Annotated in this window: 13 protein-coding genes and 1 tRNA gene; 9 read left to right on the top strand and 5 right to left on the bottom strand. The window is 60.2% G+C overall.

Going from position 1 to position 18,295, the window contains the following annotated elements; all coding sequences use genetic code 11:
* Window positions 1–16: 16 nt before the first annotated feature.
* The 4 genes from AADA15_RS00855 to fabI form a co-directional block, all read right to left on the bottom strand.
* Window positions 17–1,858, bottom strand: coding sequence for a peptidyl-prolyl cis-trans isomerase (locus AADA15_RS00855; RefSeq protein WP_341639650.1), 1,842 nt, complete (start codon window positions 1,856–1,858; stop codon window positions 17–19).
* A 152-nt stretch (window positions 1,859–2,010) separates the two neighbouring features.
* Window positions 2,011–3,219: an aminotransferase gene (locus tag AADA15_RS00850; protein WP_341639649.1), complete on the bottom strand. Its 1,209-nt coding sequence runs from the start codon at window positions 3,217–3,219 to the stop codon at window positions 2,011–2,013.
* A 152-nt stretch (window positions 3,220–3,371) separates the two neighbouring features.
* A complete protein-coding gene (gpt, locus tag AADA15_RS00845; RefSeq protein ID WP_341639648.1) occupies window positions 3,372–3,875 on the bottom strand; it encodes a xanthine phosphoribosyltransferase in 504 nt (167 codons plus the stop codon).
* A gap of 74 nt (window positions 3,876–3,949) precedes the next feature.
* Window positions 3,950–4,753, bottom strand: coding sequence for an enoyl-ACP reductase FabI (gene fabI / locus AADA15_RS00840; RefSeq protein ID WP_341639647.1), 804 nt, complete (start codon window positions 4,751–4,753; stop codon window positions 3,950–3,952).
* 224 nt (window positions 4,754–4,977) lie between these two features.
* Here fabI and pdxH point away from each other — a divergent pair, with 224 nt between their 5' ends.
* The 6 genes from pdxH (at window position 4,978) to AADA15_RS00810 (ending at window position 12,378) form a co-directional block, all read left to right on the top strand.
* Window positions 4,978–5,583: a pyridoxamine 5'-phosphate oxidase gene (gene pdxH, locus AADA15_RS00835; RefSeq protein ID WP_341639646.1), complete on the top strand. Its 606-nt coding sequence runs from the start codon at window positions 4,978–4,980 to the stop codon at window positions 5,581–5,583.
* Window positions 5,584–5,702: 119 nt separating this feature from the next.
* A complete protein-coding gene (locus tag AADA15_RS00830) occupies window positions 5,703–6,242 on the top strand; it encodes a cold-shock protein (protein ID WP_341640059.1) in 540 nt (179 codons plus the stop codon).
* Window positions 6,243–6,245: 3 nt separating this feature from the next.
* On the top strand, window positions 6,246–6,752 hold the full coding sequence (locus AADA15_RS00825; protein WP_341639645.1) for a DUF192 domain-containing protein: 507 nt from the start codon (window positions 6,246–6,248) through the stop codon (window positions 6,750–6,752).
* Between the two features lie 43 nt (window positions 6,753–6,795).
* Window positions 6,796–6,872 (top strand) — tRNA-Pro (locus tag AADA15_RS00820).
* An 873-nt stretch (window positions 6,873–7,745) separates the two neighbouring features.
* The gene (locus AADA15_RS00815) at window positions 7,746–11,417 is read left to right on the top strand and encodes a vitamin B12-dependent ribonucleotide reductase (protein ID WP_341639644.1); all 3,672 of its coding nucleotides are present in this window, start codon (window positions 7,746–7,748) and stop codon (window positions 11,415–11,417) included.
* A gap of 214 nt (window positions 11,418–11,631) precedes the next feature.
* A complete protein-coding gene (locus tag AADA15_RS00810; RefSeq protein ID WP_341639643.1) occupies window positions 11,632–12,378 on the top strand; it encodes a glycosyltransferase family 2 protein in 747 nt (248 codons plus the stop codon).
* Window positions 12,379–12,443: 65 nt separating this feature from the next.
* Here the strand turns inward: AADA15_RS00810 and AADA15_RS00805 are convergent, their stop codons facing one another.
* Window positions 12,444–13,994 (bottom strand): trimethylamine methyltransferase family protein, encoded by a 1,551-nt coding sequence (locus AADA15_RS00805; protein ID WP_341639642.1) that lies wholly within the window; start codon window positions 13,992–13,994, stop codon window positions 12,444–12,446.
* 540 nt (window positions 13,995–14,534) lie between these two features.
* On the opposite strand from AADA15_RS00805, the gene AADA15_RS00800 reads away from it, so the two are divergent.
* From AADA15_RS00800 to cimA, 3 genes are all read left to right on the top strand, one after another.
* Window positions 14,535–14,951, top strand: a complete 417-nt coding sequence (locus AADA15_RS00800; protein WP_341639641.1) for a hypothetical protein — start codon at window positions 14,535–14,537, stop codon at window positions 14,949–14,951.
* Between the two features lie 266 nt (window positions 14,952–15,217).
* Window positions 15,218–16,597: a cysteine--tRNA ligase gene (gene cysS, locus AADA15_RS00795; RefSeq protein ID WP_341639640.1), complete on the top strand. Its 1,380-nt coding sequence runs from the start codon at window positions 15,218–15,220 to the stop codon at window positions 16,595–16,597.
* 54 nt (window positions 16,598–16,651) lie between these two features.
* Window positions 16,652–18,277, top strand: a complete 1,626-nt coding sequence (cimA, locus tag AADA15_RS00790; RefSeq protein ID WP_341639639.1) for a citramalate synthase — start codon at window positions 16,652–16,654, stop codon at window positions 18,275–18,277.
* Window positions 18,278–18,295 lie beyond the last annotated feature (18 nt).

Genomic DNA, 18,295 nt, shown 5'->3' with positions numbered 1-18,295 from the left:
GCCTGGGTCTGTATCGTTACTGGAAGCTGGACTTGACGGCATTCAGTGCCTGCTGGTCGACCCGCGGTGCGGCGCGGATCTGGGCGTCCTGAGCAAAGGCTTCGAACAGGGCTTGAGAGATCGCCTGATCGAGCTGGGTGCCCAGTGCCTGTTGCAGCATCTGCATTTCCGGGCTGTCTTCGGCAGGCAGGACCTCATCCAGGCGCAGAACGACAGCGCCGTTCTCGTCCGAGACGACGCGCACCTCGCCTGGCTGCATCTCGAAGGCGGCAATCATCATTTCAGCCGGTGTTCCGTCGATATAGGCCGTGCGGGTCTGCGCGGTTTCGGTCTTTACGTCACGGTCTTCGGGGAAGGCTCCGGCCTCTTCGACCTGTGTCATAAGCTCTTGGGCCTGGGCGGCGACAGCCTCGGTTGCGCGGTTGTCGTTCCAGGCCTGGAAGACGGCTTCGCCTGCGTCTTCAAAGGGTTCCGGGCGCGGCGGCAGGACTTCATCGAGGCGCAGGGCGAACAGGCTGCCGTCCTCCAGGAAATCGACCGAGGGGAAGTCTTCGACGGTGACCTGTTCGGCCGCCGAGCGGAATCCGTCATAGGCGGCGATGGCGTCGCTGTTCAGGCCGGTCCAGTTCAGTGAACCGAGTTGGGCATCGGACTGATCGGCAATCTCTTCCAGCGTAACGCCGCCGGCCAGCATGTCTTCGATCGGCTCGGCCTGCTGTTCAATCAAGCGGCGCGCGCGGTCTGCGGCGAGCTCATCGCGCAGCTCGTCTCTGGCCTCTTCAAAGGTGGTGAGCCGCGCCTCAAGAGCGCCATTGACCCTGTAAAGGGCCGGGCCAAGGTCAGAGGGCAAGGGGCCGACGACCGCGCCGATCTCCGCCGCGAAAACCTGCCCGCCAGCCTCAGACAGCTCGGTCTCGGTCACATCACCAAGATCCACATCGGCAAGAGAGAGACCGCGATCCTGGACCAGAACTTCGAAGGTTGTGCCGCCCACATCGAGCTGGGCCTTTGCGCTTGCGGCGCTCTCTTGACTGGCAAAGACAAGCCGTTCGACCAGGCGGCGCTCGGGGATGTTGTATTCGGAGGTACGCTCCTCATAGAGCGCGCGGAGCGCGTCCTCGTCCACCTCGACCGTGTCGAGCAGCATCTCCGGGCTGAGGTGAACATAGGTCAACACTTTGGTCTCGGGCAGGGTGAAACGATCGATGTTGGCGTCATAAAAGGCTTTCAGCTCTTCATCGCCGGGCATCTGCATCGTCAGTGGCACCGTGGCCGTGGGGATGGAGACATAGGTAAGGCTGCGACGCTCGCCGATGTAGGCTACCAGCGTATCCGCCATGGTCGCGGGCATCCGTGCACCGGACATGATGGCGCCCTGCACCAGGGTGCGTGCGGCCTCTCGGCGCAGATCATCCTCGAATTCGGACTCGCTGAAACCTGCATTATCAAGGGCAAATCGGTAGGCTTCGCGATCAAACTGGCCGCTGGCGTTCTGGAAGGCCGAAACCTTGGTCAGTTCTTCCAGCAGGTTTTCGTCACCGATCGAGATGCCAAGCTGGTCTACCTCGTTGTCGATAGAGGCAAGGGTGATCAGGCGGCCAAGGACGACCTGATCGAGGCCCATGGCGGTAAGCTGCGACATCGGCATGGCCTGACCGGTCTGGGCCTGAATGGCCTGCTGTTCACGCTGAAGTTCCCGCATGTAGGCATCGACCGAGACCTCGCGTTCACCGACCAGGGCAACGGATGTCATTGAACCGGAAAAATTGACCGCGCCAAACCCGGCGAGCCCCACGATCAGCATCCCCATGAGGATCCAGACAAAGGTTCGTGATAGATTTTTTATGCCAGCGGCCATAGTGCCCTCGTTCCTACCTGCTGCCCGCCCCGCCTTCGCCGGGGTGCGGCGGGCAGGGGGTGCCATTTGTCACTTCGGGCTTCTGCATACGCTGCCGCCCCAGCAGGAGCAAGAACTTGTCGCGCAGGCAAGGGCAGGTATCGCTCGCAGAGCTATGTTGGGTCGAAGGCCGCCAGCCGGTCGAACAGCGTCGTGATCCCGGCCCGGTCCACATTGGCAAAGGCAATTCGGAACTGACGGGCGCCGCCGGGGTCGCCTGCGGGCATGAACATGGTTCCCGGCAGCATCAGGACAGAGCATTCCCGAACCAGACGTTTGGCGAGCTCTTCCGATGAGTGCTGAAACGGATGTTCAATATAGGCAAAATAGGCGCCGCATCCCAAAAGAGACCAGCCCTTGTCGGCAAGCCGGTGAAAACCGTCCTCAATCGCGGCCTTGCGATCCAGAATCTCCTGCCGCTCACCGGCCAGCCAGGCTTGCAGGTTTTGCAGACCCCAGTGGGCTCCGATCTGGCCCAGCTGGGCCGGGCATATGGTCACGGTATCGAGGAACTTTTCAATCTCGAACAATCTGCCGGTGCTCGCCGCGATGGCTCCGACGCGATGCCCGGTCAGCCGGTAGGCTTTGGAGAAGGAATAAAGGTGAATGAGCGTGTCGTCCCATGACGGGTCCTGGAACAGCTCGTGCGGCGCGCCCTCGCGGCTGTCGAAATCGCGGTAGGTCTCATCCAGGATCAGCGACAGACCATGCTGCCGGGCGAGGTCGAAAAAGGCGCTTACGATCCCGGCTGGGTATTCGACGCCGCAGGGATTGTTCGGGGTGACAAGAACGATGGCACGGGTCTGGGGCGTGATCAGGGCCGCTGCCGCCTTGGGGTCAGGCACCATATCCGCGCCCACCTGCAAAGGCACAGCCGCAACGCCGGACATGTCGAGCCACATTTTGTGGTTGAAATACCAGGGCACGGGAATGATCACCTCGTCCCCCTTGGTGCACAGGGCCGCAATGCTGGCCGCAAAAGCCTGGTTGCAGCCCGAGGTAATGCCAATGTGCTGCCTAGTGACCGCGCCGCCGTAGAGGCTGGAAATCTGCGCGGCCAGGGCTTCCCTCAGGTCGTCACGGCCTAGAACGGGGCCGTAAAGATGCGCATCGACCTGTGTGAGCGCCGCCTCGGCCATCGCCTGACGCAGCCCTTCGGGCGGCATCTCGGTCGGGGCCGCCTGGCTGACGTTGATCAGCGGACGGGAGGCGGGAAAGTCTACACCATCAAGCCAGCGCCGCGATTCCACGATCGGAGAGCAAAAGGTCGCCTCGGTGCTGGCAATATGGTGGGCCGGTGCGGAAATGCTGGAGGGTGTCATGGGTGTCTTTCTGTGATCAAAAGGCCGTCTCTGGTGGCGCGTGGCAATGCCTGCGCCGAACTGTGTGACATGGGCAGGCGGAACGCTCAAGAAAAAGCGCGCCACGGGGGCGCGCTGACAGGGCCTTGAGCCGGAACAGGAGGCAGTCGACCTCAGTCGGTGCCGCGGTAAGGTTCCACGTATTGCAGGGCCATGTCCCAGGGGAAGAAGATCCAGGTGTCCTGGCTTACCTCGGTGATGAAGGTGTCCACCATCGGACGTCCCTTGGGTTTGGCATAGACGGTCGCGAAATGCGCCTTGGGGTACATCTGGCGCACCAGTTCAAGGGTCTTGCCACTGTCCACCAGATCGTCGATCACAAGAATGCCTTCACCGTCCCCCATCAGGGCCTTGTCCGGTGCTTTCAGAACCTGCGCCGCCCCCTGGGACTGATGGTGGTAGGATTTCACCGAGATGGTATCCACGGTGCGGATGTCCAGTTCGCGGCTGACGATCATTGCGGGCGCCATGCCACCGCGGGTGATGGCGACGACCGCGCGCCATGCGCCATCGTCCGGTCCCTGACCATCCAGGCGCCAGGCAAGGGCGCGGCTGTCCCGATGGATCTGGTCCCAGCTGATGTGAAACCCTTTCTCGTGTGGCAGGCGATCGGTCATCTTGCGTCTAGCTCCGAAGGTGATGGCGTCAGGCAGAAGGGGCAGCGCGCAGTCTGTCGCGGCCCGGATATGGCTTATTTGGTGATGTCGGGGGCATCCACTGCCTTCATGCCGACTACGTGATAGCCTGCATCCACGTGCAGGTTTTCACCTGTCACACCGGAGGACAGATCCGACAGCAAATAAAGGGCGGATTTGCCAACGTCATCGATCGTCACGTTGCGGCGGAGGGGCGAGTTGTACTCGTTCCATTTCATGATGTAGCGGAAATCGCCGATGCCGCTGGCAGCCAGGGTCTTGATCGGGCCGGCCGAGATGGCATTGACGCGGATCCCGTCCTTGCCCAGATCCTCGGCCAGGTATTTCACCGAAGCTTCAAGAGCGGCCTTCGCAACACCCATGACATTGTAGTGAGGCATGACCTGCTCGGCTCCGTAGTAGGTCAGCGTCAGCATCGAGCCGCCATCGCTCATCAGCTTTTCGGCGCGGCGGGCCACTGCGGTGAAGGAGTAGACCGAGATGTCCATGGTCATCTGGAAGTTGTCGCGGCTGGTGTCGACATAACGCCCGCGCAGCTCGTTCTTGTCGGAAAACCCGATGGCATGGACAACAAAGTCCAGCTTGCCCCATTTTTCCTGCAGGGCGTCGAACAGCGCATCGACCGAGGCTTCGTCGGATACGTCGCAGGGCAGGACAATGTCGCTGCCCAGCTGAGCGGCGAGAGGATCGACCCGTTTCTTCAGGGCCTCTCCCTGATAGGAAAAGGCAAGCTCGGCGCCTGCATCCGCGCAGGCTCTGGCGATTCCCCATGCGATGGATTTGTCGTTGGCCAGCCCCATGATGAGGCCGCGTTTGCCGGACAGCAGTTGACTGGGCATGCAGGTTCTCCGCCTGAAAAGGAAATAATCTGATGGTCGTTTAATATGACCTTGCCTTTGCTTCAAGAGACTAAGGCGATGGAGCTAGAGCCCATGTGACGGCGTCACGCGCCAATCCGGAGCGCCATAAGCGGCGCGAGTGCGCCCGGGACTGGACCTTGATTGGGCTGTCTTGTACTGCCTGAACCAGAGGAATAGGGTGCCCAGAAAATAGTGAGGTTTACATGTCCGAACGCTCAGGGATTTTTGCCGGAGAAAACCCTTTTGAGATCGCTCAGTCCTGGCTTTCCGAGGCCGAGGAAACCGAACTGAACGATCCCAATGCCATCGCCCTTTCTACGGTCGATCCCGACGGGATGCCCAATGCTCGTATGGTTCTTCTAAAGGAAATTGAAAAAGACGCATTTGTTTTTTTCACCAATTACGAAAGTGCAAAGGGTCGGGAAATTGAACAATCCGGCAAGGCTGCCTTTGTGATGCATTGGAAAAGCCTGCGCCGGCAGATTCGTGTTCGGGGGCATGTGACCCGTGAAGATGGCCCTCAAGCGGATGCCTATTTCAAGTCTCGCTCGCTCAAAAGCAGGCTTGGAGCTTGGGCATCCAAACAGTCTCGTCCTCTGTCCGGCCGCGCCTCTTTGATGGCTGAGGTAGCAAAAATAACGGCATTGAAAGGGCCTGATCCCGAGCGTCCGCCATTCTGGGGTGGGTTTCGGATTGTGCCGACGGAGATCGAGTTTTGGGCCGATGGCGCGTTTCGGCTCCATGATCGATTTGTTTGGCGTCGGGAAAGTCCTCAAGACTCGTGGCGTGTGGAGCGTCTGAACCCCTGAGCGCACCGATGCAGAAAGCGGACTTCTGGACAATGGGGAATTTTTTTAACTTGAACTCATATGTCGAAATCGCGCATCAAGCATCGGGAAAACAAATAAGACAAAGCGGACCAAAACAAGTGGCAGACGATCAAAGCAGCTTGCGGCAAATCCAGGGCACGGTGAAGTGGTTTGATCCGGCCAAGGGGTATGGCTTCATTGTATCTGACACGGGCGGGCCTGATATCCTTCTTCACGTCAATGTTTTGCGCAATTTCGGGCAAAGCTCGATTGCCGATGGCGCAGATGTGGTGATTCTCACGCATTCCACCGACCGTGGGGTGCAGGCTGTTGAAATCCTGTCCATTACGCCACCCGCCCGCGACGATGCTCCGGTTCTGAGCGATTTCATGCATCTGGACGCCGAGGCTCTGAAGGCCTGCCCGCTGGAGCCTGCGCGCGTGAAATGGTTCGATAAAGGCAAAGGATTTGGTTTCGCCAACCTGTTCGGCCGCAGTCACGATGTTTTTCTGCATGTCGAGGTTCTGCGTCAATCCGGGCTTGCGGATCTGCAGCCGGGTGAAGCGCTCGCCTTGCGTGTGATCGACGGCAAGCGGGGCGCAATGGCTGTCGAGGTCATGGCCTGGGAAGCTGCCATCAAGAACAAAGAGGACGCATAACCCATGAGACGACGGTCTGGGGTCCAAAGGTTTGGCCGGATCGTTTCCTTGTGTGTTGCTTCGCTTGCGGCCTCTGCCATTGCCGCGACTGCCGGAAATGATCCTGCCTGCCGGGACGACCGTGTCGATCTGCGCGGCGATTGGGGGCGTGCCTCCTTTTCGATAGAGCTGGCTGATACGGCAAAGGAAAGAGCCCAGGGGCTGATGTTCCGGGACACGCTTCCCCGTGGCGCTGGAATGCTCTTTGTCTACGATCAACCGACAACGGCAGCCTTCTGGATGAAGAATACCTACATCCCTCTGGACATCATCTTTGTCGATGAAACCGGAACGGTGACCTCTGTCCACGTCAATGCAAAACCGCTTGATCTCACCCCGATTGCTGGCGGGGATCGGGTCTTTTCGGTGCTTGAAATCAACGCCGGTCTCGCTCGTGATTACGGGATCACGGCAGGCACCCAACTGCGACACGAAATTTTTTCCGCCAATCAGCCGGTTTGGCCCTGTTAGGGCTTTTCAAACCAGTTCGGGGCCGCTAGGAAAGCGCACGGTCCGGGGCGTGGCGCAGTCTGGTAGCGCACCTGTTTTGGGTACAGGGGGTCGTGAGTTCGAATCTCGCCGCCCCGACCATCCTCCTCCTACAAGGCAGCTGACCACAGGTCCGCCGGGTAGGTCTCCTCTTTGGAATTCTTCCTCTGACGCATCACACGCCATCTGCGCGGGTGTGTTCAGGTCTTGCCTGGTCGGGTGTGGCCGGTGCCAAAGCCGCTTTGGTGGGCAGGCCCGGCTGTAACTTGGGGTGTGTGAGAGCGGATTTATCGGGAGAATCACGCCTAGATAGATGTTGGGGAGTTGGTGGCTACAAGATGTTGTGTTAACCTGATGTTAACCATGTGACGCGAAACGGCGACAAGTTTGCTTCTGTTTCGGCTTTAGTGGGGGAGCCAGGCCGCCTGATTTCTGTGCGGAATGTGCAACGGCAGCCACGAGTATCCGTGTGGTCATCGCGACCGGAAATCTGCGGAACGCAGGACGGCGGAACGGGATGGTGTGGTAAATGGTTTTGGGTGAGAGTGTGAGGTTCGTGCGGCAAACCTTTTAGGTTTCGAAAGAAATTCCAAACAAAACGATGTCCGGCGGGTGCCGGTTGCCAGCGGATGCGGGATGTGGATGAATCGGGGTGATCCTGACCCCGCGGTTTCCTTCGTTCCGGTCAACCAAAAAATTGGTATTCAATCGGTAAATTTTGCGTTGACCCTTTGGTCGCGAATACGCCAGATTGTGGGGGCCAGTTGCGGCGCCACTAGATCTGGTAGAGGTCTTGGGTGTCGCAACAAGACTAAACACTAGTATAGATTCCTTGGTTCGGGGCAGGTGTGGGGCCTTCTGGCGTGCTTTTTCGCAAGCATGCACCGACTGCTGTTTTGTGTTTGGCCGTGGCGCAGGCGCTCCTTCGGGGTGCCGACAAAAAGACGGGACAGAGCAAATGCAAAGGGGCAGAGCATGAAGATCGAACGCAAGTTTACCAAGTCAGGACAGGACGCCTACGCGGAGCTGGATTTCATCTCGGCCACCTCCGAGATTCGCAATCCCGATGGCACCATCGTATTCCGCCTTGAGAACATCGAAGTTCCGGCGGGATGGAGCCAGGTTGCAAGCGACGTCATTGCGCAAAAATACTTCCGCAAGGCCGGTGTGCCGAGCCGCCTGAAAAAGGTACGCGAGAAGGGCGTGCCCGAGTTCCTGTGGCGCTCTGCGCCCGATGGGGATGACGTTGAATTTGGCGGAGAAACCTCGTCGAAACAAGTGTTTGACCGTCTTGCCGGGGGCTGGACCTATTGGGGCTGGAAGGGCGGCTATTTCTCGACCGAGGAAGACGCCCGTGCCTATTACGACGAGATGCGTTACATGCTGGCAACCCAGCGCGCCGCGCCCAACTCGCCCCAGTGGTTCAACACTGGCCTGCATTGGGCCTATGGCATCGATGGTCCCGCGCAGGGCCACCACTATGTCGACTACAAGTCCGGCAAGCTGACCAAATCCGACAGCGCCTATGAGCATCCCCAGCCGCATGCCTGCTTCATCCAGTCCGTGTCCGATGATCTGGTGAACGATGGCGGGATCATGGATCTCTGGGTGCGTGAGGCGCGCCTGTTCAAATACGGGTCCGGCACCGGTACCAACTTCAGCCACCTGCGCGGCGAGGGCGAACCCCTGTCCGGTGGCGGCAAATCCTCGGGTCTGATGGGCTTCCTCAAGATCGGCGACCGGGCTGCCGGCGCGATCAAATCCGGCGGCACCACCCGCCGCGCCGCCAAGATGGTCATCGTCGATGCGGACCACCCGGATATCGAGGATTTCATCCAGTGGAAAGTGATCGAAGAGCAGAAAGTGGCCTCGATCGTTGCCGGATCCAAGATGCACGAGAAGATGCTGAATGGGATTTTCGCCGCGATCCGTGAATGGGATGGTCTGGAAGCCGATGCCTATGAACCGAGCAAAAACGACGGATTGAAGAAAGCCATCCGCGAGGCGAAAAAGGTCGCAATTCCGGAGACCTATATCAAGCGGGTGCTGGATTACGCCAAACAGGGTCATACCTCGATCGAATTCCCGACCTATGACACCGACTGGGACAGCGAAGCCTATTCCTCGGTCTCGGGGCAGAACTCCAACAACTCGATCCGCGTCACCAACGCTTTCCTGCATGCGGTGGAAAAGGATGCAGACTGGGAGCTGATCAACCGCACCGATGGCCGCGTTGCAAAGACGGTGAAGGCGCGCGATCTGTGGGAAAAGGTAGGCCATGCCGCCTGGGCCTGCGCCGATCCGGGCATCCAGTTCCACGACACGGTCAACGATTGGCACACCTGCCCGGAAGACGGTGAGATTCGTGGCTCCAACCCCTGTTCGGAATACATGTTCCTGGACGATACCGCCTGTAACCTGGCCTCTCTGAACCTCCTGACCTTCCTCAAGGACGGAGAGTTCCAGGCCGAGGATTACATGCATGCCTGCCGCCTGTGGACCCTGACGCTCGAAGTCAGCGTGATGATGGCGCAGTTCCCCTCCAAGGAAATCGCGCAGCGGTCCTATGACTTCCGCACGCTGGGACTGGGCTATGCCAATATCGGCGGCCTCTTGATGAACATGGGCTATGGCTATGACAGCGACGAGGGGCGCGCGCTCTGCGGCTCGCTCACTGCGATCATGACCGGTGTTGCCTATGCCACCTCGGCCGAGATCGCATCGGAACTGGGCCCGTTCCCCGGCTTTGACAAGAACCGCGAGCACATGCTGCGGGTGATGCGCAACCACCGCACGGCGGCTTACGGCAAGGCCGACGGTTATGAAGGCCTGGCGGTGCCGCCGGTTCCGCTGGATCTCAAGAACTGCCCGGATGCGCGCCTGACCGATCTGGCTGCGGGCGCTTGGGACGAGGCGCTGGAACTGGGTGAGAAATATGGCTATCGCAATGCGCAGGCGACCGTTATCGCGCCGACCGGCACCATTGGTCTGGTGATGGACTGCGACACCACCGGGATCGAGCCTGACTTTGCTCTGGTGAAGTTCAAGAAACTGGCCGGTGGCGGCTACTTCAAGATCATCAACCGCTCGGTTCCCGCCGCACTTGAAGGTCTTGGCTATACCTCGGCCCAGATCGAAGAGATCGTTGCATATGCGGTCGGCCATGGCACCATCGGCAACGCGCCGGGGATCAACCATACCTCGCTCACCGGCCATGGCTTCGGTACCGCTGAGCTGACCAAGATCGACGGCGCATTGGAGGCCGCATTCGACGTGCGCTTCGTCTTCAACCAGTGGACCCTGGGCGAAGAGTTCTGCACCGGCGTTCTGGGCATTCCGACGGCAAAGCTGAACGATCCGACCTTCGATCTTCTGCGTCATCTTGGGTTCACCAAGGCTGATATCGAGGCGGTGAATGACCACGTCTGCGGAACCATGACCCTGGAAGGGGCACCGCACCTGAAGGAAGAGCACTATCACATCTTTGACTGCGCCAACCCCTGCGGCAAGAAAGGCAAGCGTTATCTGAGCGTTGATAGCCACATCCGAATGATGGCAGCAGCGCAAAGCTTTATCTCGGGCGCGATCTCCAAGACGATCAACATGCCCAACGACGCCACCATCGAGGATTGCCAGAAGGCATACGAGCTGTCCTGGTCGCTGGGTGTCAAGGCAAACGCGCTGTATCGGGACGGATCGAAACTGAGCCAGCCTCTGGCGGCGGCCCTGGTTGAAGACGACGACGAGGCGGCCGAGATCCTTGAAAGCGGCAGCCCGCAGGAAAAAGCGATCACCCTGGCCGAGAAGATCGTCGAGAAGGTTGTGATCAAGGAGGTGGTGAAATCCCATCGCACCAAGATGCCCCATCGCCGCAAGGGGTATACCCAAAAGGCGGTTGTCGGTGGTCACAAGGTCTACCTGCGGACCGGCGAATATGAGGATGGCAACCTCGGTGAGATCTTCATCGATATGCACAAAGAGGGCGCGGGCTTCCGGGCGATGATGAACAATTTTGCCATCGCTGTCTCGGTTGGTCTGCAGTACGGCGTGCCGCTGGAAGAGTTCGTCGATGCCTTCACTTTCACCAAGTTCGAACCGGCCGGCATGGTGCAGGGCAACGACAGCATCAAGAACGCGACCTCGATCCTGGATTATGTGTTCCGCGAACTGGCGGTCAGCTACCTGGATCGCACCGATCTGGCCCATGTAAAGCCCGAAGGCCCCGCCTTTGACGACATCGGCCGCGGTGAAGAAGAGGGTGTCTCGAATGTGACCGAGCTGAGCGAGAGCGCGGCCACGCGTTCGCTCGAGGTGCTCAAGCAGATCTCCTCGACCGGATATCTGCGCAAGCGCCTGCCGCAGGAGCTGGTTGTGTTCAATGGCGGGCAGACGGTTCTGGACGGGATTTCCCCGATTGGTGGAGCGGATCCGGTTTCGGCCCTGCAAACGCTGGTGCCAGAGGTGACGGAAACCGCTTCGGTGACGGAAACCACTTCGGTCACGGTGACCGGCATGGACGCGCGCACCAAGGCCAAGATGCAGGGCTACGAGGGCGAGGCCTGCGGTGAATGCGGCAACTATACGCTGGTGCGCAACGGCACCTGCATGAAGTGCAACACCTGCGGTTCCACCTCCGGGTGCAGCTGATCCAGATCAGGGGCGAGTGCGCTCGCCCTGGACGCCAAGAAGGCCCAGGCAATAAACCTCGGGCGGTGCAGCAAAGAGCCTGATTGGCGAAACTTACCTCCTCCGTTCGATCGGAGGAGGTTTTTTCATGCCCGTTTGGCTTTGCGCAATGGCTTGGCCTTTGGCGGACGCTTTGGTAGGGCGATGAGGTCGACCTTGGACCCGGAGACCCGCAATGCCAGAGATCAGCGTCTGTATTCCCGCCTATGCCATGGGCGGGCACGGGGCGGGGTTCCTTGCCGAGTCGCTGCAGGTTCTGAGCCGCCAGACCCACCCGGATTTCGAAGTGGTGGTGTCGGATCAGTCGGAAGATACGGCGGTTGCGGAGGTTTGCGCCCGGTTTGCCGGGTCTTTGGCCATTCGGCATATCTGGAACCGCGACGGGCTGCGTCAGGCCTCAGCCAATGTCAATTTCGCGATGGACCACGCGAACGGCGATATCCTGAAAATCCTCTTTCAGGACGATTATCTGAATGGAGATAGCGCTTTGCAGGACATATCTGATGCTCTGGCGCATGGATCCTCAGACTGGCTGCTGTGCGGCTCGGGTATCAGCCGTAACGGCGGTCCCTTGGAGCGGCCAATGGTACCGCGGCTCGGGCCGAAACTGCATTTCGGGAAGAACACGGTCTCCAGCCCCTCGGTGCTGGCCATGCGCCGGGATTGCACTGAACGGTTTGACGAAAACCTGATCTGGCTGATGGATGTGGATTTCTACAAACGGCTCTGGGATGCCCATGGAGATCCGGTGATCCTGCCGGCACCCCTGGTGGTGAACCGGGTGCATGACGGGCAGGTGAGTGCAGGTGTCTCAAAGGCACTGCGACAAAAAGAGCTGCGGTATATCCTCGAAAAATTCAAAGGGAATACCAGGCTGACCGGGCATCTGGAATACCTCAGGCAAAGGCTGAAAGCCCTCTGAGTGCTCAAGTCCGGCTGGGAAGGCGGGTGGAGCGCAGAACCGCCCCTTTTCCTTTTTTCAAACGCTTACGACGGCAAGTGGATGTTCACCATCCGGCGCAGGCATTGGTCCACATCGGGAGCAAAACGGGCCGCACTTCTTTGCGACAGAATCTCCTCTTTGCGCTGTCGGGCCTTGTCCAGAAGATCGGGTTTGCCTTTCTCCTCCCACTCCTTCGGAGAGCTTCGATCGCCGAGGCTCGGATAGACATGGTCTGTCTGCATCCGGGACAGGGTCTGTTCGGTGCCAAGATAGTGCCCGCTGCCACCAAGGCACACCTCGGCGATCTGATCCAGCGCGAGGGTCTCGTCGGTGACCTCTATGCCGCGCACACAGCGCAGCGACTGCCCGATAAGATCATCGCCAAGGATCAGAGATTCATGGCAGAATCCCAAAAGCGACGCATGCATGCCTGCGGCTTCATAGATCATGTTCACACCCGCAAGGCCGGCCATGACGTTGGAACACATCTGCTCCCATCCGGCCTGCATATCGGGCAGTTTACTGTCAGCGATGCCGGCCGCGGCGCCGCCGGGAAGGCCATAGAACCGGTGCATCTGCGCACAGCCCGCCGTCAGCAGGGCCTGCTCGCCAGAGCCGCCCGTCATGGCCCCCGTCCGTAGATCCAACCCAAAGGGCCAGGTTCCGAAAATCGCGGGGTGGCCGGGACTTTTGGCGTTGACATAAACCAGACCGGCCAGGCATTCGGCGACGGCTTGAACGATGGCACCGGCAATGGTGGAGGGTGCCGTTGCGCCCGCCATGCCGGCCGAAAGCAAAAGAACAGGCATGCCGTGGCGGATGCATTCCTCCATCACCAGGCAGCTTTCGGTGGCGAACTTCATCGGCGGTACAACGAAACAGTTGGAGTTCGATACGAAAGGACGTGCGCGCCATTTGTCCTCGCCGCCGGCAATAAGGTGCAGCATCTCGATCGCAGGCGCAACAAAGCTCGGGTCGGTGAACGAGGTGCCTACGTGTTTGAAGGTGCCCGAGCAACAGGCGTAGATCGTGTTGAGATCGAGCTCTTTGTTGTCGGTGATATCACGGCACACCATCGGGCGCTGAACGAAGTGAATGTTCTCCAGAGCATCGCATATCCGGGCCGCATCGTGCAGGTCCTGCACGGTCGAGTCCCGGTACCGGCGCCCCTCCACATCGACCATGTGAACCGCCGCACCGGCGGTGCCATAGTGGACGCGCGTGCCGGTCAGATCCAGATCGGTTTGGCCATCTCGGCTATGGAGTGTCACGGATCGGTTGGCCTTGGCCAGAGCGTCTTCGACAAGTGCGCGCGGGAACCTCAGCCGTCCATCGTCGCCCAGTGTGCAGCCTGCGGCGGTGAGTAGGTCAACACCGCTTTGGGGCGCATCGGCAAGGCCAATACGCTCGAGGGCCTCCAGGGCCGCAAGGTGAATCCTCTGCACTCCGGCGTCCGTCAGCGGGGAATAGGTTCCGCCGGACATTCCCGGGCGGATGGGACGCAGAGAGGAGGAGAGAGGCGCCGCGCGGGCGGCGCGACGCGCTGCGCGCCCGCCATTGCGGCCTGCGGCGCGGTTTGGGGAAAGCTCTGTCATGGGAAGCCTTTCTGGGCGAGGGGAAGAGAACTGGAACCTGGGTCAGCCTCTCGCAGGTCGCCCACGTGCCGCGCGCCCCCGGGCTGCCCCGATGGTCCGCAAAATCAGGCTAATGCGGCTGCGCTCCGCCTGCATCACGCGCTCCTTCTCCTCTTGCGTTCATTCTGCCGCGGCAAACCACAAAGACTATCGCGTTTGCGACCCCTGTGAAAAAAACGTCATCTTTTTCAATTCAGCCAGCAGCACCGTTCGAGGAGGCACCTGAGGGCCGCGCGTGGTCCCCGCCGGTTCCGCCCTTGCCGATACGGCAACAGAACCAAGTGTTAACCAATAATCGGCATGTTGTTCGGTGGGGTTGTCGCGCGTGTCAGAGCGCAGAATCAGGGCCACATGATGTCAGGATCTATCTCTCGAATTTTTGGAGTTCCGCGCTGTGGCAGCGCGGTGGTCGGCCTGTTGATCGGACTTGCCGCGGCCGTTCCCGCGCGGGCAGGGGACTGGTCATCCGCACCTGTTTCACTGGAACCTGGGGGACCAAGGGTGATTGTTTCGAACGCGCCGACAGCGGGTGGTCTGGCACAGCTCGGACCGGGTGCCGGGGGGCTTGTGGCCACCTTCGATCAGGATTTTGGTGATATCGTGCTTGGCGGATCCTTCCGCCAGGGCCGGGGCGTCAGATCTGGGGGGCTTGGCCTCGGCGATGATGTGCAGAGAATCGATCTGCGGGCCGGATACGACTTTGGACAAAGCCTTGGCTACTTCACCGTTGGAGAGGTCGGTAGTGGTCGCGGCGCCCTGGAACAATCCGATCAGGTTTACGGGTTCGGTTTGCGGATTTCGGTGAACCGGATCCTGCAGATGACGGGCGAAGTCCTGCACCGGGAAGGGGCGCAGGATGGCAGAGATGGCGTCCTTCGGGGTGACATTCTTTCGGTTGAGGCAGCCTTTCGGTTCTGATGGGCACGGCAGTGGCGATGATTGCTGGCCGTGTCGGAACGTTTGGGCCTGATCCGCCAATTTGCCTTGGCCGAGCCGTGAAAGGCTGCTAAGGATGGGGCATGAAAGAAACCCGCACTCTGATTATCTGCTGCTGCATTACCTGCTGAAATTCACAGCGGGCTGGTTTCGTCGTTCCCTTCCAAGTGACAAATTGCTAAGCCCGCGCTGCGCGCCCTGCGCCTGGTCTTTAAGCCTGCACGCCCGTGCCCGTCCTAGGAGCTGTCATGACGACCGACACAGTACTCAAACTGCACAACACGAAGACCCGGAAGAAAGAGGACTTCATTCCGATCGATCCCGAGAATGTGCGGATGTATGTCTGTGGGCCGACGGTTTACGACCGTGCACACCTGGGCAATGCGCGCCCCGTTGTGGTCTTTGACGTGCTGTACCGGCTTTTGCGCCACGTCTACGGGGCCGATCACGTGACCTATGCGCGCAATTTCACCGACGTGGACGACAAGATCAACGCCCGCGCCGCCGAAAGCGGCCGCCCGATTGGTGAGATCACTGCTGAGACGACCCAATGGTTCCTCGACGACATGGGCGCGCTTGGCGCGCTGGAGCCGAACCACATGCCGCGCGCAACCGAGTATATCCCGCAGATGATCGCCATGATCGAAGAGCTGATCGCCAAGGGCCACGCCTATGCCGCCGACGGGCATGTTCTGTTCGCGGTGGACAGCTGGCGCGAGGGGTACGGTAAACTCTCGGGCCGTTCCATCGATGATATGATCGCCGGCGCCCGGGTGGAGGTTGCGCCTTACAAGAAGAACCCGATGGATTTCGTGCTGTGGAAGCCGTCGAGCGACGATCTGCCTGGTTGGGACAGCCCCTGGGGGCGTGGGCGCCCCGGCTGGCACATCGAATGTTCCGCCATGTCCTATGAGCTGCTCGGGGAGACCTTCGATATTCATGGCGGCGGTAACGATCTGATGTTCCCGCACCATGAAAACGAGATCGCCCAAAGCTGCTGTGCCCATCCCGAAGGGGAGTTTGCCCATTACTGGCTGCACAACGAGATGCTGCAGGTCGAAGGCAAGAAAATGTCGAAATCGCTCGGCAATTTCTTCACCGTGCATGATCTTCTGGAGCAGGGCGTGCCGGGTGAGGTGATCCGTTTTGTGTTTCTGTCGACCCACTATCGCAAACCGATGGACTGGACCGAGAAAAAGGCCAAGGAAGCAGAGGCAACGCTGCGCAAGTGGCGTGCCTTGACGAAGGGCGTCGAACCCTCCGCCAAGGCGGCTGCCGCGGTCCTGGAGGCGCTGGCCGATGATCTCAATACCGCCGGGGTGATTGCAGAGTTGCACAAGCTTGCCGCCGCTGGCGATGCCGCCGGACTTCTGGCTTCGGCTGCGATGGTCGGTTTGCTGGGTGACGATATGGGAGCATGGGCGCAAGGACCGGTGATCGACCTGTCGGCTCATGAGGCACGCCTGTTCGTAGCGCGCCAATCCGCTATGGAAAGCAAGGATTTCTCTGAGGTTGACCGGTTGAAGGCGGCCTACATGAAGGCCGGGCTTGAGGTCCGCATGAGCAAGACTGGCGTTGAACTGGTGCCGGGGCCGGGGTTCGATCCGGCCAAGCTGGATGACCTCTGACCCGAAACGCCCACCCCTGATCGGGGAGCGCCCGCACAGCAAAACGAGGCAGGAATGACCAAGGAACGTCTCTACCTATATGACACCACCCTGCGGGATGGGCAGCAGACCCAGGGCGTGCAGTTCTCGACCGCCGAAAAGCAACAGATCGCCAAGGCGCTGGATGAACTCGGGATCGACTATATCGAGGGTGGCTGGCCCGGTGCCAACCCCACCGACAGCGCCTTTTTCGAGGTGGCGCCCAAGACGCGCGCGCGGCTGGCTGCCTTTGGCATGACCAAACGGGCAGGGCGCTCGGCTGCCAATGACGATGTGCTGGCCGCCGTTATGAACGCAGGCACCGATACGGTTTGTCTGGTGGGCAAGGCGCATGATTATCACGTAACGGCCGCCCTTGGCATCAGCCTGGAAGAGAACCTCGAAAACATCGGCGCCTCGATCGCGCATATCGTCGCCGAGGGGCGCGAGGCGCTTTATGATGCCGAGCACTTCTTTGATGGCTACGAGGACAACCCCGAGTATGCGTTGGCAGCCTGCCGTGCGGCGCTGGATGCCGGTGCGCGCTGGGTGGTGCTGTGTGACACCAATGGCGGCACCATGCCTGCCGAGGTGCACCGGATCGTGTCCGAGGTGATTGCTGCTGGCATTCCCGGAGATCGCCTCGGCATCCATACCCACAACGACACCGAAAACGCAGTCGCCTGTTCGCTGGCGGCTGTGGATGCAGGCGTGCGGCAGGTGCAGGGCACGCTCAACGGGTTGGGAGAGCGGTGTGGAAATGCCAACCTCACCACGCTGGTCCCGTCTTTTCTGCTGAAGGAACCCTATGCGAGCCAGTTTGATACGGGTGTGTCACTGCAGGCCCTGAAAGGGCTGACACAGCTCAGCCGGATGCTGGATGACATATTGAACCGGGTGCCGATGAAGCAGGCGCCCTACGTGGGAGCTTCTGCCTTTGCGCACAAGGCCGGGCTGCATGCCAGTGCGATCCTGAAGGATCCCTCGACCTATGAGCATATCGATCCCCGTCTGGTGGGAAATGCCCGCATCATCCCGATGTCCAACCAGGCGGGCCAGTCCAACCTGCGCAAACGTCTTATGGATGCTGGGCTGACGGTCGAAAAGGGAGATCCGGCGCTCGCCCGTATCCTTGAGCGGATCAAGGTGCGCGAGGACGAAGGGTATTCCTATGACACCGCCCAGGCCTCGTTCGAGCTGCTCGCGCGCGAGGAGCTTGGGCAACTGCCGAGTTTCTTTGAGGTCAAGCGCTACAAGGTCACGGTTGAGCGGCGCAAGAACAAGTACAACAAGATGGTCAGCCTGTCCGAAGCGGTTGTTGTCGTGAAGGTGGACGGTGAAAAGCGCTTGTCTGTCAGCGAATCCATGGATGAGACTGGCAGCGACCGCGGACCGGTGAACGCGCTGGCCAAGGCGCTGGCCAAGGATCTGGGGCGCTATTCCGAGGTGATCGACGACATGCGTCTGGTGGACTTCAAGGTGCGTATCACGCAAGGCGGCACCGAGGCGGTGACGCGCGTCGTGATCGACAGCGTCGATAGCCAAGGGCGCCGTTGGTCCACGGTCGGCGTCAGCCCGAACATAATAGATGCCTCCTTTGAGGCGCTGTTGGATGCGATCCGCTGGAAGCTGATCCGCGATTGCAGCGGGCAGAGCACGTGATTTCGGCAAGCTGAGGGG

It is taken from the genome of Phycobacter sedimenti, assembly GCF_038148855.1.
GTDB classification, from domain to species: Bacteria; Pseudomonadota; Alphaproteobacteria; order Rhodobacterales; family Rhodobacteraceae; genus Phycobacter; species Phycobacter sedimenti.
Note: the sequence above shows the minus strand (reverse complement) of the source record. Positions and strands in the feature narration are given on the sequence as shown.

Bases quoted from the DNA above. Each gene is read 5' to 3' on its own strand.
- AADA15_RS00825 (WP_341639645.1), top strand. From the start codon at position 6,246: ATGAGACGACGGTCTGGGGTCCAAAGGTTTGGCCGGATCGTTTCCTTG.
- AADA15_RS00815 (WP_341639644.1), top strand. From the start codon at position 7,746: ATGAAGATCGAACGCAAGTTTACCAAGTCAGGACAGGACGCCTACGCG.
- gpt (WP_341639648.1), bottom strand. From the start codon at position 3,875: ATGACCGATCGCCTGCCACACGAGAAAGGGTTTCACATCAGCTGGGAC.
- AADA15_RS00805 (WP_341639642.1), bottom strand. From the start codon at position 13,994: ATGACAGAGCTTTCCCCAAACCGCGCCGCAGGCCGCAATGGCGGGCGC.
- pdxH (WP_341639646.1), top strand. From the start codon at position 4,978: ATGTCCGAACGCTCAGGGATTTTTGCCGGAGAAAACCCTTTTGAGATC.
- cysS (WP_341639640.1), top strand. From the start codon at position 15,218: ATGACGACCGACACAGTACTCAAACTGCACAACACGAAGACCCGGAAG.
- AADA15_RS00850 (WP_341639649.1), bottom strand. From the start codon at position 3,219: ATGACACCCTCCAGCATTTCCGCACCGGCCCACCATATTGCCAGCACC.
- AADA15_RS00810 (WP_341639643.1), top strand. From the start codon at position 11,632: ATGCCAGAGATCAGCGTCTGTATTCCCGCCTATGCCATGGGCGGGCAC.
- cimA (WP_341639639.1), top strand. From the start codon at position 16,652: ATGACCAAGGAACGTCTCTACCTATATGACACCACCCTGCGGGATGGG.
- AADA15_RS00855 (WP_341639650.1), bottom strand. From the start codon at position 1,858: ATGGCCGCTGGCATAAAAAATCTATCACGAACCTTTGTCTGGATCCTC.
- fabI (WP_341639647.1), bottom strand. From the start codon at position 4,753: ATGCCCAGTCAACTGCTGTCCGGCAAACGCGGCCTCATCATGGGGCTG.